The sequence below is a fragment of the Phycicoccus sonneratiae genome (assembly GCF_016887965.1).
In the GTDB taxonomy this organism is placed as follows: Bacteria; Actinomycetota; Actinomycetes; order Actinomycetales; family Dermatophilaceae; genus Phycicoccus; species Phycicoccus sonneratiae.
Genome location: NZ_JAFDVD010000008.1, coordinates 153,511 through 176,194, shown reverse-complemented (window position 1 = coordinate 176,194; position 22,684 = coordinate 153,511). Strand labels below are relative to the sequence as shown.

The 22,684-nt window shown below is 73.5% G+C and carries 22 protein-coding genes and 1 tRNA gene; 17 read left to right on the top strand and 6 right to left on the bottom strand.

Translation table 11 applies throughout. The annotated features are described in order from the left end of the window. Positions 1-95 precede the first annotated feature (95 nt). From rplU to proB, 4 genes are all read left to right on the top strand, one after another. Entirely contained in the window at positions 96-404 is a 309-nt protein-coding gene (gene rplU, locus JQN70_RS08090; protein ID WP_204130811.1) for a 50S ribosomal protein L21, read from the top strand. A 33-nt stretch (positions 405-437) separates the two neighbouring features. Then, complete coding sequence (gene rpmA, locus JQN70_RS08085; RefSeq protein ID WP_204130810.1) at positions 438-704, top strand: 50S ribosomal protein L27; 267 nt, start codon at positions 438-440, stop codon at positions 702-704. 106 nt (positions 705-810) lie between these two features. Next, on the top strand, positions 811-2,334 hold the full coding sequence (gene obgE, locus JQN70_RS08080) for a GTPase ObgE (RefSeq protein ID WP_204130809.1): 1,524 nt from the start codon (positions 811-813) through the stop codon (positions 2,332-2,334). A 5-nt stretch (positions 2,335-2,339) separates the two neighbouring features. Further along, entirely contained in the window at positions 2,340-3,482 is a 1,143-nt protein-coding gene (proB, locus tag JQN70_RS08075) for a glutamate 5-kinase (RefSeq protein WP_204130808.1), read from the top strand. A gap of 125 nt (positions 3,483-3,607) precedes the next feature. On the opposite strand, the gene pdxY is transcribed toward proB, so the two are convergent. After that, positions 3,608-4,462, bottom strand: a complete 855-nt coding sequence (gene pdxY, locus JQN70_RS08070) for a pyridoxal kinase PdxY (RefSeq protein ID WP_204130807.1) — start codon at positions 4,460-4,462, stop codon at positions 3,608-3,610. A gap of 74 nt (positions 4,463-4,536) precedes the next feature. On the opposite strand from pdxY, the gene JQN70_RS08065 reads away from it, so the two are divergent. Then, entirely contained in the window at positions 4,537-5,829 is a 1,293-nt protein-coding gene (locus JQN70_RS08065; RefSeq protein ID WP_204130806.1) for a glutamate-5-semialdehyde dehydrogenase, read from the top strand. Here the strand turns inward: JQN70_RS08065 and JQN70_RS08060 are convergent. Further along, positions 5,814-6,827 carry a glycosyltransferase family 2 protein gene (locus JQN70_RS08060; protein ID WP_204130805.1) on the bottom strand — a complete coding sequence of 338 codons (1,014 nt, stop codon included), beginning with the start codon at positions 6,825-6,827 and terminating at the stop codon, positions 5,814-5,816. The genes JQN70_RS08065 and JQN70_RS08060 overlap by 16 nt on opposite strands. Before the next feature lie 572 nt (positions 6,828-7,399). On the opposite strand from JQN70_RS08060, the gene JQN70_RS08055 reads away from it, so the two are divergent. From JQN70_RS08055 to katG, 7 genes are all read left to right on the top strand, one after another. Beyond that, on the top strand, positions 7,400-7,624 hold the full coding sequence (locus JQN70_RS08055) for a hypothetical protein (protein WP_204130804.1): 225 nt from the start codon (positions 7,400-7,402) through the stop codon (positions 7,622-7,624). A 26-nt stretch (positions 7,625-7,650) separates the two neighbouring features. Then, positions 7,651-8,220: a nicotinate-nucleotide adenylyltransferase gene (nadD, locus tag JQN70_RS08050; RefSeq protein WP_239111245.1), complete on the top strand. Its 570-nt coding sequence runs from the start codon at positions 7,651-7,653 to the stop codon at positions 8,218-8,220. After that, positions 8,217-8,597 (top strand): ribosome silencing factor, encoded by a 381-nt coding sequence (gene rsfS, locus JQN70_RS08045; RefSeq protein WP_204130802.1) that lies wholly within the window; start codon positions 8,217-8,219, stop codon positions 8,595-8,597. Before nadD ends, rsfS begins: the two co-directional genes overlap by 4 nt. After that, complete coding sequence (locus tag JQN70_RS08040) at positions 8,594-9,250, top strand: histidine phosphatase family protein (protein ID WP_204130801.1); 657 nt, start codon at positions 8,594-8,596, stop codon at positions 9,248-9,250. Before rsfS ends, JQN70_RS08040 begins: the two co-directional genes overlap by 4 nt. Before the next feature lie 66 nt (positions 9,251-9,316). Continuing rightward, positions 9,317-9,389: transfer RNA gene (locus tag JQN70_RS08035), tRNA-Ala, on the top strand. Positions 9,390-9,604: 215 nt separating this feature from the next. Continuing rightward, positions 9,605-10,036: a Fur family transcriptional regulator gene (locus JQN70_RS08030; RefSeq protein ID WP_204130800.1), complete on the top strand. Its 432-nt coding sequence runs from the start codon at positions 9,605-9,607 to the stop codon at positions 10,034-10,036. A gap of 50 nt (positions 10,037-10,086) precedes the next feature. Beyond that, positions 10,087-12,285, top strand: coding sequence for a catalase/peroxidase HPI (gene katG, locus JQN70_RS08025; protein ID WP_204130799.1), 2,199 nt, complete (start codon positions 10,087-10,089; stop codon positions 12,283-12,285). A 73-nt stretch (positions 12,286-12,358) separates the two neighbouring features. Here katG and JQN70_RS08020 read toward each other — a convergent pair whose 3' ends face one another. The 3 genes from JQN70_RS08020 to JQN70_RS08010 are packed head-to-tail and all read right to left on the bottom strand — an operon-like array spanning position 12,359 to position 14,614. Continuing rightward, positions 12,359-12,964: a DNA-3-methyladenine glycosylase I gene (locus tag JQN70_RS08020; RefSeq protein ID WP_307835865.1), complete on the bottom strand. Its 606-nt coding sequence runs from the start codon at positions 12,962-12,964 to the stop codon at positions 12,359-12,361. 7 nt (positions 12,965-12,971) lie between these two features. Beyond that, entirely contained in the window at positions 12,972-14,117 is a 1,146-nt protein-coding gene (locus JQN70_RS08015) for a metallophosphoesterase (protein WP_204130798.1), read from the bottom strand. Next, entirely contained in the window at positions 14,114-14,614 is a 501-nt protein-coding gene (locus JQN70_RS08010) for a glutathione peroxidase (protein ID WP_204130797.1), read from the bottom strand. Before JQN70_RS08010 ends, JQN70_RS08015 begins: the two co-directional genes overlap by 4 nt. A gap of 78 nt (positions 14,615-14,692) precedes the next feature. Here JQN70_RS08010 and JQN70_RS08005 point away from each other — a divergent pair, with 78 nt between their 5' ends. After that, positions 14,693-16,165 carry a flavin-containing monooxygenase gene (locus JQN70_RS08005; RefSeq protein ID WP_307835864.1) on the top strand — a complete coding sequence of 491 codons (1,473 nt, stop codon included), beginning with the start codon at positions 14,693-14,695 and terminating at the stop codon, positions 16,163-16,165. Here JQN70_RS08005 and JQN70_RS08000 read toward each other — a convergent pair. Beyond that, entirely contained in the window at positions 16,070-16,804 is a 735-nt protein-coding gene (locus tag JQN70_RS08000) for a MarR family winged helix-turn-helix transcriptional regulator (RefSeq protein WP_204130796.1), read from the bottom strand. The genes JQN70_RS08005 and JQN70_RS08000 overlap by 96 nt on opposite strands. A 335-nt stretch (positions 16,805-17,139) precedes the next feature. On the opposite strand from JQN70_RS08000, the gene JQN70_RS07995 reads away from it, so the two are divergent. The 4 genes from JQN70_RS07995 to JQN70_RS07980 all read left to right on the top strand — a co-directional run bounded on the left by JQN70_RS07995 (position 17,140) and on the right by JQN70_RS07980 (position 22,675). Beyond that, entirely contained in the window at positions 17,140-17,781 is a 642-nt protein-coding gene (locus JQN70_RS07995) for a lysoplasmalogenase (RefSeq protein ID WP_204130795.1), read from the top strand. A gap of 43 nt (positions 17,782-17,824) precedes the next feature. Beyond that, on the top strand, positions 17,825-18,289 hold the full coding sequence (locus tag JQN70_RS07990; protein WP_204130794.1) for a DUF4396 domain-containing protein: 465 nt from the start codon (positions 17,825-17,827) through the stop codon (positions 18,287-18,289). 160 nt (positions 18,290-18,449) lie between these two features. Next, on the top strand, positions 18,450-21,377 hold the full coding sequence (gene leuS / locus JQN70_RS07985) for a leucine--tRNA ligase (protein ID WP_204130989.1): 2,928 nt from the start codon (positions 18,450-18,452) through the stop codon (positions 21,375-21,377). Between the two features lie 140 nt (positions 21,378-21,517). Further along, the gene (locus JQN70_RS07980) at positions 21,518-22,675 is read left to right on the top strand and encodes an ABC transporter ATP-binding protein (RefSeq protein WP_204130793.1); all 1,158 of its coding nucleotides are present in this window, start codon (positions 21,518-21,520) and stop codon (positions 22,673-22,675) included. Positions 22,676-22,684 lie beyond the last annotated feature (9 nt).

The window sequence follows — 22,684 nt, the reverse complement described above, 5'->3', positions numbered from 1 at the left end:
GTCGGTGCGCCCACCGCGTCGGTGTCCCGTGTCGTCCACGGGGTCGCGACCGGCCGGTCACAGAGAGCGCGCCCGAACAGGAAGTGAGATCGAACGTGTACGCGATTGTGCGCGCGGGTGGTCGCCAGGAGAAGGTCTCCGTCGGCGACGTCCTGCTCATCGACAAGACGTCCGGCGAGGCCGGCGACAAGATCCAGCTGCAGCCCCTCCTCGTCGTCGACGGCGCCACCGTCACCAGCGACGCCGGCAAGCTCGCGAAGGTCACGGTCACGGCCGAGGTCGTCAAGGCCGCCAAGGGTCCGAAGATCACGATCCTCAAGTACAAGAACAAGACCGGCTACCGGAAGCGCCAGGGCCACCGCCAGCCGCTCACCCAGGTCAAGATCACCGCGATCGACGCCTGACCGCGCGATCCTCACGGACTAAGGACTACAGACATGGCACACAAGAAGGGTGCGTCCTCGACCCGCAACGGTCGTGACAGCAACGCCCAGTACCTCGGCGTCAAGCGCTACGGCGGCCAGGTCGTCAAGGCCGGCGAGATCATCGTCCGCCAGCGCGGTACCCACTTCCACCCCGGTGACGGCGTCGGCCGCGGCGGCGACGACACGCTGTTCGCGCTCGTCCCCGGTGCGGTGACCTTCGGCACCAAGCGCGGTCGCAAGACCGTCAACGTCCTCCCGGTGGCCGTCGCCGCCGAGTGACGACGTCGCCGGGCCCGCGCCCGGCACCACGCACCACGTCGTGAGGGGCGGGCCGGCCGGCCCGCCCCTCACGCGTTCCCCCTCCCAGTCAGGAGCACCCCCCTCGATGGCGACCTTCGTCGACCGCGTCGTCCTCCACGTCTCCGCCGGCAACGGCGGGCACGGCGTGGCGTCGGTCAAGCGCGAGAAGTTCAAGCCGCTGGGCGGGCCGGACGGCGGCAACGGCGGCCGGGGCGGCTCGGTCGTCCTCGCCGTCGACCCGCAGGCCACGACGCTCCTCGACTACCACCACACGCCGCACCGGCGCGCCGAGAACGGCCGCCCGGGCGCCGGTGACGAGCGCAACGGCGCCGACGGTGCCGACCTCGTCCTGCCCGTCCCCGAGGGCACGGTCGTCAAGGACGGCACCGGCGAGGTCGTCGCCGACCTCGTCGGGCACGACGCCTCCGTCGTGCTCGCCCGCGGCGGCCGCGGCGGTCTCGGCAACAAGGCCCTGGCGAGCGCGCGGCGCAAGGCACCCGGGTTCGCCCTGCTCGGCGAGCCGGGGGAGGACCTCGACGTCGTCCTCGAGCTGAAGTCGCTCGCCGACGTCGCGCTCATCGGGTTCCCGTCGGCCGGCAAGTCCTCGCTCGTCTCGGTGCTCTCGGCGGCCAAGCCGAAGATCGCCGACTACCCGTTCACCACCCTCGTCCCGAACCTCGGGGTCGTGACGGCCGGCAGCGCGCGCTTCACGATCGCCGACGTGCCCGGGCTCATCCCCGGTGCCAGCGAGGGCAAGGGCCTGGGCCTGGAGTTCCTCCGGCACGTCGAGCGCTGCTCGGTGCTCGTCCACGTCGTCGACTGCGCCACCCTCGAGCCCGGCCGCGACCCGCTGACCGACCTCGACGTCATCGAGGCCGAGCTCGCCGCCTACGTCACCGACGACAGCCTCGGCGGCCGCCCGCTGTCCGAGCGCACGCGCATCGTCGTCCTCAACAAGGCCGACGTGCCCGAGGCCCGCGAGCTCGCCGAGATGGTCACCCCGATGCTGCAGGAGCGCGGGCTCGAGGTCTTCACGGTCTCCGCCGTGGCGCACCTCGGGCTCAAGGAGCTGACCTTCGCCCTCGCGCGCCACGTCGCCGAGGCCCGGGCCGAGCTCGAGGCCGCGGTCGTCGAGCGCCCGCGCGTCGTCATCCGCCCGAAGGCCGTCGACGACAGCGGTTTCCACGTGCGCCGCGAGCGGACCTCCGACGGCGAGCTGTTCCGCGTCCTCGGCGAGCGGCCCACCCGCTGGGTCCGCCAGACCGACTTCTCGAACGACGAGGCCGTCGGCTACCTCGCCGACCGGCTCAACCGCCTCGGGGTCGAGGACGAGCTGCTCAAGGCCGGGGCGGTCGCCGGGTCGACCGTGCTCATCGGGCCCGAGGACAACGCCGTCGTCTTCGACTGGGAGCCGACGATGGCCGCCGGCGCCGAGCTGCTCTCCGGGCCGCGGGGCAGCGACGTGCGCTTCGAGGAGTCCGGGCGCAAGACCCGCTCGGAGAAGCGCGAGGAGTTCCACGCCCGCAAGGACGCCCAGACCGCCGCGCGCGACGAGCTCGCCGCCGAGCGGCGGGCCGGGCACTGGGCGAACACCGAGTCCGAGGACTGAGCCCGATGACGACCGCTCCCACCGCCTCCGCCGCCGCGCTGCGGCATGCCGTGGGGGAGGCCCGCCGCCTCGTCGTCAAGGTCGGGTCGTCGTCGCTGACGAGCGCGGACGGCGGCCACCTCGACGTCGGTGCGCTGGGCGCGCTCGTCGACGCGCTGGCCGCTCGCCGGGTCGCCGGCCGGCAGGTCGTCCTCGTCTCGTCGGGCGCCATCGCGGCGGGCATCGGCCCGCTCGGGCTGTCGCGCCGTCCCACCGACCTCGCCACCCAGCAGGCCGCGGCCTCGGTGGGGCAGGGAGCGCTCGTCGCGGCCTATCAGGCGGCGTTCTCGCGGCACGGGCTCACCGTCGGGCAGGTGCTGCTCACCGCCGACGACACGACGCGTCGCTCGCACTACACGAACGCGCGGCGCACCCTCGAGCGGCTCCTCGAGCTCGGCATCGTCCCGATCGTCAACGAGAACGACACCGTGGCGACGCACGAGATCCGCTTCGGCGACAACGACCGGCTCGCGGCGCTCGTCGCCGACCTCGTCGGGGCCGACGGGCTCGTCCTGCTCACCGACGTCGACGCGCTCCACGACGGTCCGCCGTCGCAGGCGGGCTCCCGGCGGGTGCCGTTCGTCGCGACGACCGAGGACCTCGAGTCGGTGACCATCGGCGGCACCGGCTCGGCGGTCGGCAGCGGCGGGATGGTCACCAAGGTCGAGGCCGCGGGCATCGCCGGAGCGGCCGGGGTGCCGACGCTGCTCACCCGGCTGCCCGACGTCGGTGCGGCGCTGGCCGGAGCGGACGTCGGCACGGTCTTCGCGCCCGCGGCGGCCACGCGGGCCTCGCGCAAGCGCTGGCTGGCGCACGCGACGACCGCGCGCGGCCGGCTGGTCATCGACGACGGCGCGGTCGCGGCCGTCACCGAGCGCCGGAAGTCGCTGCTGCCGGCGGGCATCGTCGAGGTCGAGGGCACCTTCGGGCCGGGCGAGCCGGTCGACGTCTGCGCCGCCGACGGGCGGGTCATCGGGCGCGGGCTCGTCAACTACTCCTCGGGCGTGCTGCCCCGGCTGCTCGGCCGCTCGACCCGCGACCTGGCCCGCGAGCTCGGCCCGGAGTACGAGCGCGAGGTCGTGCACCGCGACGACCTCGTCATCCTCTGACCCCACGAGTCACACGCGTATCGGGTCACCCGATACGACCGTGCTGTGCCCCGGAACCGTTCCCGGGGTCAGCGCAGCCTTATCGGGTCACCCGATACGCGTGAGGTCCGGCTGCGCGGGGCGCGTCAGTGGAGGCGCTCGACCTCGAACTGCATCCGCGGCTCGGCGATGGCCGTCTGGCTCTGCACGAGCTGGAGCTCGCGCCGCCCGGAGTCGAGCGTGGTCTGCAGCAGGTCGAACACCGACGACACCGTGCGCCCGAGCGCGACCCCGGCGTCACCGGTCTCGAGCAGGTGCGCCGTGAAGAGCGCCGCCGTCACGTCCCCCGACCCGTTGGCCTTGAGCGGCAGCTGCGGGGTCCGGACCATCCACGCGCCGTCGTCGTGGGCCGCGAGCATCTCGATGGTGTCCGCCGGCCGGTCCGGGCGCAGCACCGACGTCACGAGCACCGTCGACGGACCCATCGCCCGCGCCGCCTCGACGGAGGCCAGCGTCGAGTCGAGGTCACCCGGCTCGGTCCCGGTGAGGAACCCCAGCTCGAACTGATTGGGCGTGATGAGGTCGGCCTGCGGAACGACCTTCTCGCGCAACAGGACCGGGATGGCCGGGTGCACGAAGCATCCGGACTTCGCGTTCCCCATCACCGGGTCGCAGGCGTAGATCGCCGACGGGTTCGCGGCCTTGGTGCGGGCGACCGCGTCGAGGATCACCTCGCCGATCTGCTCACCGCCCTGGTAGCCGGACAGCACGGCGTCGACCTCGCCGAGGGCCTCGCGCTCCTCGATGCCGGTGACCACCTCGCGCACGTCCTCCGGCGCCATGAGCGGCCCCCGCCACGCGCCGTACCCGGTGTGGTTCGAGAAGTGGACGGTGTGCACCGGCCAGACCTCGACGCCGAGTCGCTGGAGCGGGAAGACCGCCGCGGAGTTGCCGACGTGGCCGTACGCGACGGAGGACTGGATGGAGAGGATCGTCGTCACCGGTCCATCCTGTCACCGTCCCGCGCGCCGAGAGCCCCGCGGCCGACCCCGCAGGCCCGGCCTACCCTTGACCCATGTCCGAGCGCACCACCACCGCCGACGCCGCCGACGTCGAGCAGGTCCGCGTCCTCGCCGAGGCCGCCCGCACCGCCTCCCGCCGGCTCGCCCTGCTCAGCCGGGCCGAGAAGGACGCCGCCCTGCTCGCCCTCGCCGACGCCCTCGACGCCGCCACGGACGAGGTCGTCGAGGCCAACGCCCGCGACCTCGCCCGGGGCCGCGAGCACGGGATGCCCGAGAGCCTCCAGGACCGCCTGCGCCTCGACGCCGCGCGCGTCGCCGCCGTCGCCTCGGCCGTCCGCGACATCGCCGCCCTGCCGGACCCCGTCGGCGAGGTGGTCCGGGGCTCGACCCTCGCCAACGGCCTCCAGATCCGCCAGGTCCGGGTGCCGATGGGCGTCGTCGGGATGATCTACGAGGCCCGGCCCAACGTCACCGTCGACGCCGCCGCGCTCGGCCTGAAGTCCGGCAACGCCGTCCTGCTGCGCGGGGGGAGTGCGGCCGCCGACACCAACCGCGCCCTCGTCGGTGTCCTGCGCCGTGCTCTCGAGGCGCACGGCCTTCCCGCCGACGCCGTCGGCCTGCTCGAGGGCGGCCACGGCGCCGTCCACGCCCTGATGACCGCCCGCGGCCTCGTCGACCTGCTCATCCCGCGCGGGGGAGCCGACCTCATCGAGGCCGTCGTCACGGGGTCGACCGTCCCCGTCATCGAGACCGGCGTCGGCAACTGCCACGTCTACGTCGACGCCCGCGCGGACCTCGACAAGGCCCTCGCCATCGCCGTCAACGCCAAGACCCACCGGCCGAGCGTCTGCAACGCCGCCGAGTCCCTCCTCGTGCACCGGGACGTCGCCGACGCCTTCCTCCCCAAGGCCCTCGCCGCCCTGTCGGCCGAGGGGGTCGCCCTGCACACCGACGCCGCCTCGGGCACCCGCGCCGACGCCGCCGGCGTCCGGCACGACACCGCCACCGACGAGCACTTCGCCACCGAGTTCCACGGCCTCGAGATGTCGGTCGGTGTCGTCGACGACCTCGACGCCGCGCTCGCGCACATCCGCCGCTTCGGCTCCGGGCACACCGAGGCCATCGTCACCGAGGACCGCGCCGCGGCCCGGCGGTTCACCGCCGAGGTCGACGCGGCGGCCGTCATGGTCAACGCGAGCACGCGCTTCACCGACGGCGGCGAGTTCGGGTTCGGCGCCGAGATCGGCATCTCGACCCAGAAGCTGCACGCGCGCGGGCCGATGGCCCTGCCCGAGCTGACGACGACCAAGTGGGTCGTCGAGGGGGACGGTCAGGTCCGGGTCTGAGAGACGACGCGGTCGAACGCCGCGTCGGCGTCGTCGTCGGTGACGGGCGTGGGCATCTCGAGCTCGAGGCTGTCGTGCGCCACGAAGTACGCGGGCCGGGCCTGGAGCGCCGAGTAGGTGCGCCCGACGTACTCCCCGAGGATGCCGAGCGCCAGCAGCTGGACGGCCCCGACGGCGGAGACGATGACGACGGTCGAGGTCCAGCCGGGGAGGGTGTTGCCGAGGAGCATCGCGACGACGGCGTAGAGGAGCACGACGAGGGCGGCGACGCCACCGAGCAGGCCGAGCCACGTCGCGAAGCGCAGCGGGGCGATGGAGAAGCCGGTGACGCCGTCGATGGACAGGCGCAGCATCTTGCCGAGCGGGTACTTGGAGTCGCCCGCGGCCCGCGGTGCCCGGCGGTAGCCGGCCGACGCGCTCGGGAAGCCGAGCGCGGGGACGACGAGGCGCAGCACCCGGTTGGACTCGGGGAGGGAGTTGACGGCGTCGACGGTGGCGCGCGACATCATCCGGAAGTCGCCGGCGTCGACGTGGGCGTCGACGTCGGACAGGGCGCGGATCGAGCGGTAGAAGGCGCGCGCGGTGACCCGCTTGAAGGCGGTGTCGCTGGAGCGGTCCTCGCGGACGCCGTAGACGACGTCGACGTGCTGCTCGCGCGCGACGTGCAGCATCTCGCCGATGGTCTCCGGCGGGTCCTGGAGGTCGGCGTCGATGGTGACGACGTAGGCGCCTCGGGCCCGCGCGAGCCCGGCCGAGATCGCCGCCTGGTGCCCGGCGTTGGCCCGCAGCCGCACGACGCGCACGGCGTCCCACTCGCGGCGCAGCCGCTGGAGCAGCACGGGGGTGGCGTCGGTGGAGCCGTCGTCGACGCAGAGGACCTCGTAGGTGACCCCCCAGGCCTCGGCGACCGGGCGCAGCCGCTCGACGAACAGGGGGAGGACCTCCTGCTCGTTGTACATGGGGACGACGACGCTGAGGTCGACGGGCGCGGCGGGCATGGCCCAAGGGTAGAGCGGGCGCCTGTGCTGCGCCGTGAACCGGCCGTGGACCGGCTGTGAGGACGAGGATCCGGGCGCCGAACGACGGAGGGCCCCCGAGTATGAGATTCGGGGGCCCCCACCGGCGGCACGGCCACCAGTCGAGATCGAGCCGGTCGGTCCCTGCGGCGAGCCGCACAGAGGTCTGCCACGCGACGGTGGCGCCGCCCCCGGGGGGACGGGCTTCGACTCGGGCCGTCGGCCGCAGCACCCGCGCCGTCGCGCGCGGCGTCCTCCCCCGTGAGGGTTCGAACGGCCTCTCCCCGGCGGACCGGGAAGGGGGCGAAGTGCCGTTATCCGAACGACCCACCCCCGGGACGGCCCGCGTCAGAAGGCCTTTCGGACTCCGACCGCCGAGGGGGCGTGGGGTCTGTTCTAGTGCTCCCGACGGCGTGGCACAAGCGGTTCCGCGAAGTTCCTCGGACGTCTCGCGGGGGCGCCCGGATGTCCACAGCCGCCGGTGCTCGACACCCCCTCCGTGCACAGCCCTGTGGACGAAATCCGTGGACAACGGGGACGGTACGCTGGGCGACATGTCGACGACCGCCACCCTGCTCGCCGCCGAGGAAGCCGCGCACGAGCTGCCGATCCCGCCGTGGCTCATCCTCGTGATCGCGCTGCTGGCCTTCGCCTTCCTGCTCGGCGTCACGTGGTCCTTCCGCGGGACCCACCACAAGTACGCCCCGCCGCCGGCCCCCCACGACGACGGCGCGCCGCACGCCGACGCGCACTGGCCCGAGCACCCGGGGCACCACTGAGCGACCGGCCGGTGCGCCTAGGGGTGATGGGCGGGACCTTCGACCCCGTCCACCACGGCCACCTCGTCGCCGCCTCCGAGGTCCAGGCGCTGCTCGGGCTCGACGAGGTCGTCTTCGTCCCCACCGGCCAGCCGTGGCAGAAGGAGGAGCGCGAGGTCTCGCCGGCCGAGCACCGGTACCTCATGACCGTCGTCGCGACCGCGTCCAACCCGCGCTTCACCGTCTCGCGCGTCGACATCGACCGCGCGGGCCTCACCTACACCGTCGACACCCTGCGCGACCTGCGGGCCCAGCGCCCAGGCGCCGAGCTGTTCTTCATCACCGGCGCCGACGCCCTGGCCCAGATCCTGTCGTGGAAGGACGCCGACGAGCTGTTCGGCCTCGCCCGCTTCGTCGGGGTCACCCGTCCCGGGTACGAGCTGAGCGAGCTCGGGCTGCCGGCCGACCGGGTCACCCTCCAGGAGGTCCCGGCGATGGCCATCTCGTCCACCGACTGCCGCGAGCGGGTCCGGGCCGGGGAACCGGTCTGGTACCTCGTGCCCGACGGCGTCGTCCAGTACATCTCCAAGCACCACCTCTACCGAGGAGCACCGTGACAGCGACCGACCGTTCCCTCGAGCTCGCCCGGGCCGCGGCCACCGCCGCGTCCGACAAGCTCGCGACCACCATCAGCGGCATCGACGTCTCCGACCAGCTCGCGCTGACCGACGTCTTCGTCATCGTCTCGGCCGAGTCCGAGCGCCAGGTGGGCTCGATCGTCGACGAGGTCGAGGACGTCCTGCGCGCGCTCGGCTCCAAGCCGGTGCGCCGCGAGGGCCAGCGCGAGGGGCGCTGGGTGCTCATCGACTTCGGCGACATCGTCGTCCACGTCCAGCACGACGAGGAGCGCGAGTTCTACGAGCTCGAGCGGCTCTGGAAGGACTGCCCCGCGGTCGACCTCGGGGTCGTCGGCACCGAGCAGGGCGGGCGGTGAGCGGGGGCTCCGGCCCGCGCCGCGTCGTCGTCCTGCGCCACGGCGAGACCACCCACAACGCCGCCGGCATCTGGCAGGGCCAGCTCGACAGCCCGCTCTCCGCGCTCGGGGAGCGACAGGCCGCGGCGGCCGGGCCGGCCGTGGCCGCCCTCGGGCCGGTGCGGGTCGTCACCTCCGACCTCCAGCGGGCGCGGCGCACCGGCGAGGCGGTGGCCTCGGCCGCGGGCGTGCCGCTCGTCGAGGACGCCCGGCTGCGCGAGATCCACGCCGGGGGATGGCAGGGGCTGACCAACGACGAGGTGCTCGCCGGGTGGCCGGAGGAGCGGGCCGCCGTCCTGCGCGGAGAGGACGTCCCGCGCGGCGGTGACGGCGAGACGATGGCCGACGTCGTCGCGCGCGTCGCCGAGGCCGTCGCCGAGCACCTCGAGGACCTCGGGGCGGGGGAGTGCCTCGTGCTCTCGACGCACGGGGCCGCGGGCCGGGCGGCCGTCGGATGGCTGCTGGGGCTCGACCAGCCGACGGCGTGGCGGGTGCTCGGGGCGCTCGGCAACTGCTGCTGGGGCGAGCTCGTCGAGGGGCGCGAGGGGTGGCGGCTGCGGACGTGGAACACCTCCGCCGGGCTGACCGCCCCGGACCCCACGATGCCGCCCTGAGGTCGATTTGGGGGAGCGGCAGGCCGTCTGTAGACTCGCCGTCGCCCCTTCGGGGGACACCCACTCGGGGCTGTAGCGCAGTTGGTAGCGCACCTCCATGGCATGGAGGGGGTCAGGGGTTCGAATCCCCTCAGCTCCACCCAGTGGAACGACGGATGGGACCGGCGGCAGCCGGTCCCATCCGTCGTTCCGGCGCCGCTCAGGGGATTCGGGAGCGAAGCGGGTCCCCTCAGCTCCACCGCACGACTCAGCGCTCGGCACGCTTTTCGCCGGGCCCTTTGTCGTGTTCGGACGTTCCTCGGTGCGGAACGGTGTTGTCTTGACGGATTCAAGACAAGACGACAGGGTGGGGGCATGGTTCGAGACGAGGACCCCGCGCAGCTGCTGCGCGCCGTCGGGCTTCGCGTGACGCGGCCCCGGCTCGAGGTCCTCTCGGCGGTGCACGCCCACCCGCACGCCGACACCGGCACCCTGCTGCGTGCCGTCCGCGCCCACCTGCCGTCGGTCTCGCACCAGGCCGTCTACGACTCGCTGCACACCCTCACCGGCGCCGGGCTCGTACGCGCCATCCAGCCCGCGGGGTCGGTCACCCGCTATGAGGCCCGCGTCGGCGACAACCACCACCACGTCGTCTGCCGCGGCTGCGGCACGATGGCCGACGTCGACTGCGCCGTCGGCGAGACCCCCTGCCTCCACCCGTCCGCCGACCACGACTTCGAGCTCGACGAGGCCGAGGTCGTCTACTGGGGCCGCTGCCCGCAGTGCCGCGCGGCCACCACCGCCTGACCCTCCCAGCCCACCGACCCACCGCAGCACCGACAAGGAGATGGACCGACGTGACCGACCAGCAGCACGGAGTGACCGCCGAGGGCAGCGAGAGCGAGAACCCGGCGATCGACTCCCCGACCCCGAAGGGCACGCGCCCCCGGACCAACCAGGACTGGTGGCCCAACCAGCTCGACCTCTCGGTCCTGCACACGAACAGTGAGAAGGCCGACCCGCTCGGCGGCTCCTTCGACTACGCGCAGGCCTTCGCCGGCCTCGACGTCGACGCCCTCAAGGCCGACCTCGTCCAGGTGATGCGCACCTCCCAGGACTGGTGGCCCGCCGACTTCGGCCACTACGGCCCGCTCTTCATCCGGATGAGCTGGCACGCCGCCGGCACCTACCGGGTCGAGGACGGCCGCGGCGGTGGCGGCCGTGGGCAGCAGCGCTTCGCCCCGCTCAACAGCTGGCCGGACAACGCCAACCTCGACAAGGCCCGCCGCCTGCTCTGGCCGGTCAAGCAGAAGTACGGCCAGGCCGTCTCCTGGGCCGACCTGCTCGTCCTCGCCGGCAACGTCGCGCTCGAGGACATGGGCTTCGAGACCTTCGGGTTCGCCTTCGGCCGCCCGGACGTCTGGGAGCCGGAGGAGGTCAACTGGGGCGCCGAGGACACCTGGCTCGGCGACGAGCGCTACAGCGGCGAGCGCGAGCTCTCGAACCCGCTCGGTGCGGTCCAGATGGGTCTGATCTACGTCAACCCCGAGGGCCCCAACGGCGAGCCCGACCCGCTCAAGGCGGCGCGCGACATCCGCGAGACCTTCAAGCGGATGGCGATGAACGACGAGGAGACCGTCGCCCTCATCGCCGGCGGCCACACCTTCGGCAAGACCCACGGGGCCGGCGACGCCGACCTCGTCGGCACCGAGCCCGAGGGCTGCCCGGTGCACTCGATGGGCCTGGGCTGGAAGAGCGAGTTCGGCTCCGGCAAGGGCCGCGACGCCATCACCTCCGGCCTCGAGGTCACCTGGACCCAGACGCCCACGCAGTGGTCGAACAAGTTCTTCGACAACCTCTTCGGCTTCGAGTGGGAGCTGACCAAGAGCCCGGCCGGCGCCCACCAGTGGCAGCCGAAGGACGGCGGCGGCGCGAACACCGTGCCCGACCCCGAGGACGGCTCGCTCAGCCGCCCGCCGACGATGCTGACGACCGACCTCTCGCTGCGGATGGACCCGGAGTACGAGAAGATCTCGCGGCGCTTCCACGAGAACCCCGAGGAGTTCCGGCTGGCCTTCGCCAAGGCCTGGTACAAGCTCCTGCACCGCGACATGGGTCCGGTCGAGCGCTTCCTCGGCCCGTGGGTGCCCGAGGCCCAGCCGTGGCAGGACCCCGTGCCGGCGCGGTCGGGTGAGCAGCTCACCGACGAGGACGTCACCGCGCTCAAGCAGGCGCTCCTCGACTCCGGCCTCACGGTCCAGCAGCTCGTCCGCACGGCGTGGTCGTCGGCGGCGAGCTTCCGGAGGACCGACATGCGTGGCGGGGCCAACGGCGCCCGCATCGCGCTCGAGCCCCAGCGCTCCTGGGAGGCCAACGAGCCCGCCGAGCTGGCCTCGGTCCTCGAGGTGCTCGGGCGCGTCAAGGCCGACTTCGACGGCCGGGGCGGGCGCACCGTCTCGCTCGCGGACCTCATCGTCCTCGGCGGGTCGGCGGGCATTGAGCAGGCCGCCCGTGCCGCGGGTCGCGAGCTGACCGTCCCCTTCACGCCGGGCCGCACCGACGCGACCCAGGAGCTGACCGACGTCGAGTCCTTCTCGTACCTCGAGCCCCGTGCCGATGGTTTCCGCGGCTACCTACGCGAGGACGAGAAGATCGCTCCCGAGGGCCTTCTCCTCGACCGCGCCTTCATGCTGGGAGTCACCGCCCCGCAGCTCGTGGCGCTCGTGGGCGGCCTGCGGGCCGTCGGGGTGACGCACGGCGGCACCTCGGTCGGCGTGCTCACCGAGCGTCCCGGGCAGCTGACCAACGACGTCCTTGCCAACGTCCTGCGGCCGGGTGTCACCTGGTCGACGTCGCGCGACACGGCGAACGTCTACGACAGCAGCGAGGGCGGCTGGCAGGCCACGGCCGTCGAGCTCGTGCTCGGCTCGCACGCCCAGCTGCGCGCCATCGCCGAGGTGTACGGCAGCGCCGACGGTGAGCAGCGGTTCGTCGACGACTTCGTCGCCGCGTGGGTCAAGGTCATGGAGAACGACCGGTTCGACCTGCACCAGTGAGGTCATGACCTCCGACGCACCGCGGCCCGGTCCCCTGTGGGGACCGGGCCGCGGTCGTGCGTGACGGCGGGTCTCAGCGGGGCCAGATGCCGCTGGTACCCCGCCGGTGGCTACCGAGCAGGTGCGTGTCGACGATGCCCAGCGCCTCCATCAGCGCGTGCATCGTCGTGGGCCCGACGAAGGCGAACCCCTTGCGCTTCAGCGCCTTCGACAGGGCGACCGACTCAGGCGAGGTCGTCGGCACCTCGGCCGGCGTGCGGGGCCTCGGGGTGTCGGCCGGGCGGAACGACCAGACGAACGCGGCGAGGTCGCCGTCGGGGTCCTCGCGCAGGGCGAGCGTGGCGCGGGCGTTCGTGACCGTCGCGAGCACCTTGGCCCGGTTGCGGACGATGCCGGCGTCGGCGAGCAGGCGCGCGACGTCGGTGTCGCCGTAGCGGGCGACGGCCTCGGGGTCGAAGCCGTCGAACGCCACCCGGAACGCCGGCCGCTTGCGGAGGATCGTCGCCCACGACAGCCCGGACTGGAAGGCCTCGAGCGAGAGCCGCTCGAAGACCCCGCGCTCGTCGCGGACGGGCATCCCCCACTCGGTGTCGTAGTAGTCGCGCAGCAGCGGGTCGGTGGCCGCCCAGGCCGGGCGCGCGAGGCCGTCGCCGCCGACGACGAGTCCGCTCTCGTCCACGGCCCGCTCAGCCCCGCCGGAGCGTGACGACGGGCAGCTCCGGGGGTGCGGCCACCCGGATCGCCGGGCCCCACGCGCCGATGCCGCGCGAGGTGAGCACCGGGACGTCGCCGACGTCGTGCAGCCCGTCGACGACCGGCTGCTGGAGCGGGACGAGGTACCTCAGCGGCCACATCTGGCCGCCGTGGGTGTGCCCGGAGAGCTGGAGGTCGACCCCGCGGCCCTCGACGTCGCGCGCCTGCCGTGGCTGGTGCGCCGCGTAGAGCGTGAACCCGGCGGGGTCGACCCCCGCGAGGGCGGCGTCCGGGTCGGGGGCGAAGACGCCGTCGCCGGAGATGTCGTGGACGCCGGCGAGCGTGATCGTCTCGCCCCCGCGCCCGAGGGGGACCGACTCGTTCTTCAGGACGGTGATGCCGAGGTCCTCGAAGGCCCGCACCCAGTTGGCGGTGTCGCGGAACATCTCGTGGTTGCCGGTCGTCGCGAAGACCCCGAGCGGGGCGCGCAGGTCGCGCAGCGGGGCGAGCTCGGGGCCGTAGCGGGCGGCGGTGCCGTCCTCGAGGTCGCCGGCGATGACGACGAGGTCGGGTCGCTGGGCGTTGACGAGGTCGACCACGCCGCGGGTGAAGGCGGCGCTGCGCACGGCGCCGGCGTGGATGTCGGTGACGAGCGCGACGCGGGCGCCGTCGAAGGCGGCCGGCAGCTCGGGGGAGGAGACCTCGAACCGGGTGACCGACGGGTGGGAGGCCTCCCACGCGCCGTACCCGGTGGTCCCGACGGCGAGCAGCGCGACGAGCGGGGCCGCCACCCGGTTGAACCGGCGGCGACCCTCGCGACCGCGCTCGTGCCACCAGCGCACGAGGGCGACGAGGCCGCTGACCACGGCCACCGGCACGAGCCCGAGGAAGAGGTAGAGGCAGGTGGCGAGGAAGGCCTGCCCGGTCCACGCGACGGGTCGCATCGTCTCGGGGGACCACGCACCGCCCCAGACGTCGAAGCCCTCGAGGGCGGCGGCGAGCAGCGCGAGGAGGAGGACGGCGAGCGTCCACGGCACCCAGCGCCGGCCCCACCGGGGGGCGACGGCCAGCCGGTGCCAGACGAAGAGGAGGAAGAGGGCGAAGACGCCGATCGGCACGAGGGCCGCGAGGGCGCTCATCCGGCGTCGGTGCCCCCGGCGGCCAGGGCGGCGCGGGCGTCGTCGGTGATGTCCTTGGGCTCGGTGTTCGGGGCGTAGCGGTCGATGACCTGCCCGTCGCGCCCGACGAGGAACTTCGTGAAGTTCCACTTGATGCGCCCGCCGAGCAGGCCCTTCTTCTCGGACTTCAGCCACTCGAAGAGCGGGTGGGCGTCGTCGCCGTTGACGTCGACCTTGGCGAACATCGGGAAGGTGACGCCGTAGTTCATCTGGCAGAACTCGCCGATCTCCTCCTCGGTGCCGGGCTCCTGACCGCCGAACTGGTTGCAGGGGAAGCCGAGGACGGTGAAGCCCTCGTCCTTGAGCTCCTCGTAGAGGGACTCCAGGCCCTCGAGCTGCGGGGTGAAGCCGCACTTGCTCGCGGTGTTGACGACGAGCACGACCTCGCCGGCGTACTCGGAGAGGTCGCGCTCCTGGCCGGTGAGGGTGGTGGCGGAGAAGTCGGAGAGGGTGGTCATGGCGTCATCGTCGCACGGCCTCCTGACGCGGCCGGCCCTCGGCGGCGACCCTCGACGCGCGCGGCATAGCCTGTGGCGGTGCCCCGCGACCCGATGGCCCCGCCGCCGCTCGACGTCGACGTGCTCGTCGTCGGGGCCGGCATCTCGGGCATCGACCTGGCCTGCCGGCTGGCGATGCACTGCCCCGAGCTGACCTGGGCGGTCCTCGAGGCGCGCTCGGCGACCGGAGGCACGTGGGACCTGTTCCGCTACCCGGGCATCCGGTCGGACTCCGACATGTACACGCTCGGGTTCCCGTTCCGTCCGTGGCGCGGCCGGACCTCCATCGCGCCGGCGGAGGAGATCCTGCGTTACGTGCGCGAGACCGCCGACGAGCACGGCGTCACCGAGCGCACGCACCTCGGGCAGCGGGTCACCCGGCTCGCGTGGTCGTCGGAAGAGCGGCGCTGGACGGTGACGGCGCGGACGGAGTCGGGGGAGGTCCTCGAGCACCGGGCCCGCTTCGTCCACGTGGCGACCGGCTACTACGCGTACGAGTCGGGTCACGTCGTGGACTTCCCCGGCCAGGAGGCGTTCGACGGCGAGGTGGTGCACCCGCAGCACTGGCCCGAGGACCTCGAGGTCGCCGGGCGGCGGTTCGTCGTCATCGGCAGCGGGGCGACGGCCATCACGCTGGTGCCGGCGCTGGTCGACGCGGGGGCGGCGCACGTGACGATGCTCCAGCGCTCGCCGAGCTACGTCGCGGCGCTGCCGAACCGGGACCTCGTGGCCGACGGGCTGCGGCGGGTGCTGCCGGGGCGGGCGGCGCACTCGCTCGTGCGGGCCAAGAACGTCGCGCTGTCGACGGTCTCGTACCGGGCGCTGCGACGGTGGCCGGAGGGCGGGCGGCGCCTGCTCCGGCGACGGCTCGCGGAGCGGCTGCCCGAGGGGTATCCCGTGGACACGCACTTCAACCCCCGGTACGACCCGTGGGACCAGCGGGTCTGCGTCGCCCCGGACGGCGACCTGCTCGACGTGCTCGCCGACGGCTCGGCCTCGGTGGTCACCGCCACGGTCGAGGGGTTCGAGCCGTCCGGGGTGCGGGTGTCCGGCGGCGAGGTGCTGCCCGCCGACGTCGTCGTCACGGCCACCGGGCTGCGGCTGGAGGTCGGCGGGGGAGCGGAGGTCGTCGTCGACGGGTCGCTGGTCGACCTGGCCGCCACTCACGTCTACAAGGGGTGCATGCTCTCGGGGGTTCCCAATCTGGCGCTCTCGGTGGGGTACACGAACGCCAGCTGGACGTTGCGCGCGGACCTGACCGCCCGGTGGGTCTGCCACCTGTTGCGGCACCTGGACCGACGAGGGCTGTCCGTGGCGACGCCGCGCTGGGACGGTTCGGGCGGGGAGGACCGGCCGCTGCTCGACCTGACGTCCGGGTACGTGCGGCGCGGTGAGCACCTGCTGCCGCGTCAAGGGTCACGCCGACCGTGGCGGGTCGTCCAGAGCTATGCGTACGACCTGGCCGTCACCCGCTTCGGCCGCCTCGACGACGGGGTGCTCGAGCTGCGGTGACCACCGGCGAGGCGGGGCGTACCGCGGGGCGCGGCGGGGTCGGCGCAACGGTGCATCGGCGAAGGTGTGCAGGAGCCGGCCGAGCGCGTCGACCTCGGCGACGTCCAGCCCCTCACGCCACTCGCCCGCGCGGTCCGCGAGGGCGGCCTCGACCGTGGCGAGCACCCGGCGGCCGGTCTCCGTCAGCTCGGTCCGGCGCGTCCGGAGGTCGCGCCAGCCCGGTTCACGCTGGACCAGCCCGAGCCCGGTCAGCCGGGAGAGGAGGCGGCTGACCTGGGGTTCCGAGCGGTTGAGGTACTCCGCGAGGTGCACCCCGGCCGAGGGCTTGTCGCGGAGGCGGCGCAGGGCATCCACTCCCTCGGGGGTGAGCCCCGGGGCGAGCGGCGCGACGGTGCGGGCCACGTCCCGGTCGACCTGGGCGCTGGCCTGGCGGAGCAGGGCCGGCAGGTTGAGCGGGTCGTGTGCCTCCGGACGCTCCCATCGGCGGGGGAGGTCGGCCCGGATGCCGTGGCGCACGGCCAGGTGCTCGTGCAGCCTGAGCCACGGGGAGTGGTCGGCCGCCTCGTCGGCGGGGATGCCGCGCCGTCGCAGCCACGTGGGCGACCGGCGACCCGGCGGCATCGGGTTCTCGGTGCGCATGGGGCCTCCCTTCGCGTGCCGACGGACCGCCGGCGTCGAGACGATGGTGCCCCGGCGTGCGCGACCTCCGCTGGCGTCATCCACAGGGCACCGTGCCCGGGCCGTTCCTGAGAGCCGGCAACACACCCTCGTCCTCCAGAACTCCATGCACCCGGCAAGCGAGCCCTTGCCGGTGACAAGCAATCCCTTGCTCGCGACAAGGGATTGCTGGTCGGTCGCAAGCGATCGCTTGCGGGTGGCACGGGATCGCTTGCGGGTGGCATGGAGTTCTGGAGCACCACTACTCGTCCTCGGGTCGGCCGACGGCCTGGGCGCCCGGCTGGCAGGATGCGCGCGTGCCCGCCGCCGTGGTCCTCGCCGCCGCCCTCACCACGCTGATCGCCGGCGCGGACTGGTGGGCCGTCGTCACCCGCCGCCCGGCGGTCGAGCGGTGGGCGAAACCGGCCGTCATGGTCGGCCTCGCGGCGCTGGCCGTCGCCCTCGGGGCCACGGCCTCCACCCCCGGGGTGCTCGTCCTCGCCTCGCTCGCACTCGGGCTCGTCGGTGACGTCGTCCTCCTCGACGACGGCCAGACCCGCTTCCTCGGCGGCCTGGCCGCCTTCCTCGTCGGGCACCTCGCCTGGGTCGCCGCCTTCGTCACCCTCGGCCTCGACCGGCCGGTGCTCGGCTGGCTCGGGGTCGCCGTCGTCGCCGCTGCACTCGCCGCGGGGCGGAGGATCCTCCCGGCGTCGCACGCCGACGGAGGCACCGCGCTCGCCGTGCCGGTGGCCTTCTACATGGCCGTCATCGCCGCGATGGCCGTCACCGGGTGGGCGACCGGCCACCTCCTCGTCGGGCTCGGCGCGAGCCTCTTCGTGGTCAGCGACACCGCCCTCGCCCTCGGCCGCTTCGTCGAGCAGCGCGCGTGGACGGCACCGGTCGTCATCGTCACCTACCACCTCGCGCAGGCCCTCCTCGTCGCGGGGATGCTCGTCTGACACTCGCCGGAATACCCTCCCGGGGTATCTCGTTGGCCCGCACATGACCACCCACCAGCACGGGACCCACGGATCGACGAGCTGGGGCGACGCCGCGTCGGCCACCCTGCACTGCCTCACCGGCTGTGCGATCGGCGAGGTCGCCGGCATGGTCATCGGGAGCGCCGCCGGCCTCGACATCGGCGCGGTCGTCCTCCTCTCGGTCGTGCTCGCCTTCGTCACCGGGTACGCGCTGACCGTCCGTTCGGTCCGTGCCGCCGGCCTCGCCCTCGGGGCGGCCCTCGGCGTGGCGTTCGCCGCCGACACCGTGTCGATCCTCGTCATGGAGGTCGTCGACAACGCGACGATCGTCCTCGTCCCCGGAGCGATGACCGCCGGCCTCGGCACCGTCCTGTTCTGGGTCTCGCTCGCCGGGTCGCTCGCGCTCGCCTTCGTCCTCACCGTCCCGGTCAACCGGTGGCTGATGGGCCGGGGCCGCGGCCACGCCGTCGTCCACGCGCTGCACTGACCGGGCGCCCCGGCGCCCGACACGCCCGCTGCGGTACCCTGAGCGCGTGCCGAGGCTCCTGCTCCTTGCGTAGCCGCGCCGGCCACCCGGCCCGCGCGGCGACCCCTCCTGTGCGAGGGGTTTTTTCATGGCCGCAGGACAACACGACGACGAGGACGAGATGAGCGAGACCCCGCACCGCTACACCGCCGAGCTGGCCGGGACGATCGAGGTCGCCTGGCAGGACCGTTGGCAGGAGCGTGGCACCTTCCACGCGCCGAACCCCGCCGGCCCCTGGGCCGAGCCGGACGCCGTCGCCGGCTACACCGGCGGGCACCTCCTCGTCCTCGACATGTTCCCGTACCCGAGCGGCGCCGGCCTCCACGTCGGCCACCCGCTCGGCTACATCGCCACCGACGTCTTCGCGCGCTACCAGCGGATGCTCGGCAAGAACGTCCTGCACTGCCTCGGCTACGACGCCTTCGGCCTGCCCGCGGAGCAGTACGCCGTGCAGACCGGGCAGCACCCGCGCAAGACGACCGAGGAGAACATCGCGATCATGGCGCGCCAGCTGCGCCGCCTCGGCCTCGGCCACGACGACCGCCGCGCCATCCGCACCATCGACCCGGAGTACTACCGCTGGACCCAGTGGATCTTCCTCCAGATCTTCAACTCCTGGTACGACGCCGACGCCCCCCGCGAGGACGGCGGCACCGGTCGCGCCCGCCCCATCGACGAGCTCGTCTCCGAGTACCGCGACGGCACCCGACCCCTGCCCGCCGACGACGGCCGCGGCTGGGACGACCTGTCGCACACCGAGCGCGCCGAGATCCTCGACGCGCAGCGGCTCGTGCAGAGCGTCGAGGCCACCGTCAACTGGTGCCCGGGCCTCGGCACGGTGCTGGCCAACGAGGAGGTCACCAACGAGGGACGCTCCGACCGCGGCAACTTCCCGGTGTTCAAGCGCAACCTGCGCCAGTGGGTCATGCGCATCACCGAGTACGCCGACCGGCTGGCCGACGACCTCGACCGCGTCGACTGGCCCGAGAAGGTCAAGACGATGCAGCGCAACTGGATCGGTCGCAGCCAGGGCGCCCGGGTGACCTTCCCGGTGGCCGACGCCGCCACCGCCGCCACCCCCGGGGCCGGCATCGAGGTCTTCACGACCCGGCCCGACACCCTCTTCGGCGCGACCTTCATGGTCCTCGCCCCCGAGCACCCGCTCGTCGACACTCTCGTCCCCGCCGGCGGCTGGCCCGAGGGCACCCGCGACGCCTGGACCGGTGGCGCGGAGACCCCCCGCGAGGCGGTCGAGGCCTACCGCGCGCAGGCCGCCGCGAAGACCGACCTCGAGCGGCAGAGCGAGGGCAAGGACAAGACCGGCGTGTTCACCGGCGGCTGGGCGACGAACCCGGTCAACGGCGCCCGCGTGCCGGTCTTCGTCGCCGACTACGTGCTCATGGGCTACGGCACCGGCGCGATCATGGCCGTGCCCGCGCAGGACGAGCGCGACTGGGACTTCGCCACCGCCTTCGAGCTGCCCATCGTCCGCACCGTCCAGCCGCCGGCCGACCACGACGAGTCGACCGCCTTCACCGGCGACGGCCCGGCGGTCAACTCGCACAACGACGAGGTCGACCTCGACGGTCTGGGCGTCGCGGAGGCCAAGGAGCGGATCACGGCATGGCTCGAGGCCAAGGGCCTCGGCGAGGCGACGGTCACCTACAAGCTGCGCGACTGGCTCTTCGCCCGCCAGCGCTACTGGGGCGAGCCGTTCCCCGTCCTCTTCGACGAGGACGGCATCGCGTACGGGGTTCCGGAGGACCAGCTGCCCGTCGAGCTGCCGGACGTGCCGGACTACTCGCCGAAGGTGTACGACCCGGACGACGCCGACAGCGAGCCCGAGCCGCCGCTGGCCCGCGACGCCGACTGGGTGCAGGTCGAGACCGACCTCGGCGACGGCCGGGGCGTGCGCCGGTTCCGCCGCGACACCAACGTCATGCCGCAGTGGGCCGGATCCTGCTGGTACTACCTGCGCTACCTCGACCCGGCCAACGAGGCCGCCGTCGTCGACCCCGACAACGAGCGCTACTGGATGGGCCCGCGCGACGAGCCGGTCGCCGTCGCCCCCGCCGGCACCCGCGACCCGGGCGGTGTCGACCTCTACGTCGGCGGCGTCGAGCACGCCGTGCTGCACCTGCTCTACGCCCGGTTCTGGCACAAGGTGCTCCACGACCTGGGGCACCTCAGCTCCGACGAGCCGTTCCGCACGTACTTCGCCCAGGGCTACATCCAGGCGCCGGCGTACACCGACGCGCGGGGCCAGTACGTCGAGGCCTCCGAGGTCGTCGAGGGCGTCGGTGACGACGGGCACCCGACGTTCAGCCACGAGGGCGAGCCGGTCGCGCGCGAGTTCGGCAAGATCGGCAAGTCGCTGAAGAACATGGTCAGCCCGGACGACATGTACGCCGCCTACGGGGCCGACACCTTCCGGCTCTACGAGATGGGCCTCGGCCCGCTGGAGCAGAGCAAGCCGTGGGACACCCGGGCCGTCGTCGGGCCGCAGCGCTTCCTCCAGCGGCTGTGGCGCAACGTCGTCGACGAGGAGACCGGTGCGCTGCGCGTCGTCGACGCCGCTCCGGACGCCGAGGTCGCCAAGGTGCTGCACCGCACCGTCGACGCCGTGCGCACCGACTTCGGGGCGCTGGGCTTCAACACCGCGATCGCCCGCATCACCGAGCTGAACAACGCGCTGACCAAGCTCGAGGGCGGCGTGCCCCGCGAGGCCGCCGAGGCGCTGGTCCTCATGGTCGCCCCGCTGGCCCCGCACATCGCCGAGGAGCTCTGGATGCGGTTGGGGCACAACGAGTCCCTCGCCCACGAGGCGTTCCCGGTGGCCGACCCCGCCCTGCTGGTGGACGACACGGTCACGTGCGTCGTCCAGGTGCGCGGCAAGGTCAAGGACCGCCTCGAGGTGCCGAGCGACATCACCGAGGACGCGCTGCGCGAGCTCGCGCTGGCCAGCCCCAAGGTGCAGGCGAGCCTCGAGAACGGGGTGCGCACGGTCATCGTCCGCGCGCCGAAGCTCGTCAACGTCGTCCCGGCCTGACGACGGGCCCGTGTCGGGTGCGGATTCCGTCGCCCGACACGGCCCCTGGCACGGATCGAAACACGATCGTCACGGACAACCGTTGCGAACCGGTGGTTCCGTCGGGTTGAATCGCCGGAACCCGCACGAGGAGCCGACGCGTGACGACACCGGACGAGACCGCCGCACCGCAGGCCGGGGGTGCCGATGCCGTCGTGCTGACCCGGGTCAGCAAGTTCTACGGTGACGTCGCCGCCGTCGACGACCTGACGCTCACGGTGCGCCGCGGCGAGTTCCTCAGCCTCCTCGGGCCGTCCGGCTGCGGCAAGACGACGACGCTGCGGATGGTCGCCGGCTTCGAGCACCCCGACACCGGTGACGTCCTCGTCGACGGGCAGAGCGTGCTCGGGGTGCCGCCGCACCGCCGCAACGTCAACACCGTCTTCCAGGCCTACGCCCTCTTCCCGCACATGTCGGTCGCCGAGAACGTCGCGTACGGCCTCGAGCAGAAGCGCACGCCGAAGGCCGACATCCGCACCAAGGTGGCCGAGGCCCTCGACATGGTGCAGATGCGCGGGTATGCCGGGCGCCGGCCGGCCCAGCTGTCCGGTGGTCAGCAGCAGCGCGTCGCCCTGGCCCGCGCCCTCGTCAACCGCCCGAGCGTGCTGCTCCTCGACGAGCCGCTCGGCGCCCTCGACCGCCAGCTCCGCGAGGAGATGCAGGTCGAGCTCAAGCTGCTCCAGACCCGGCTCGGCATCAGCTTCGTCTTCGTCACGCACGACCAGGGCGAGGCGCTCTCGATGAGCGACCGGATCGCCATCATGCGCGAGGGACGGGTCGAGCAGCTCGGCGACGCCGACACCATCTACTCCAGCCCGGCCTCGGCCTACGTCGCCGGCTTCGTCGGCCAGCAGAACTTCCTCGACGGACGCGCCGGCGACGACGGCGCCGTCGACACCGACCTCGGGCCGCTGCGCTCCACCCGTCCGAGCGACGTGCGGCCCGGCCAGCGCGTCCGGGTCGCCGTGCGCCCCGAGTTCGTCGACCTCGTGGCCGAGCAACCCCCGGGGACGAGCGAGAACACGGTGCGCGGCACCGTCATCGGCGTCGCCCACCAGGGCGAGACCCGGCAGTTCCTCGTCGACGCCGGGCACGGGCACACCCTCCTCGTGCGCCGGCCCACCCCGGCGTCCCCACGGCTCGCGGTCGGCGACACCGGCTGGTGCCGCTGGCGCGCCGACGACGTGCACGTCTTCCCCCACGACGGCGCCCACTCGGCGCCCCCACCGACCTCCGTCCCCGACCAGCGGGCCGGCTGACCCCTTCCG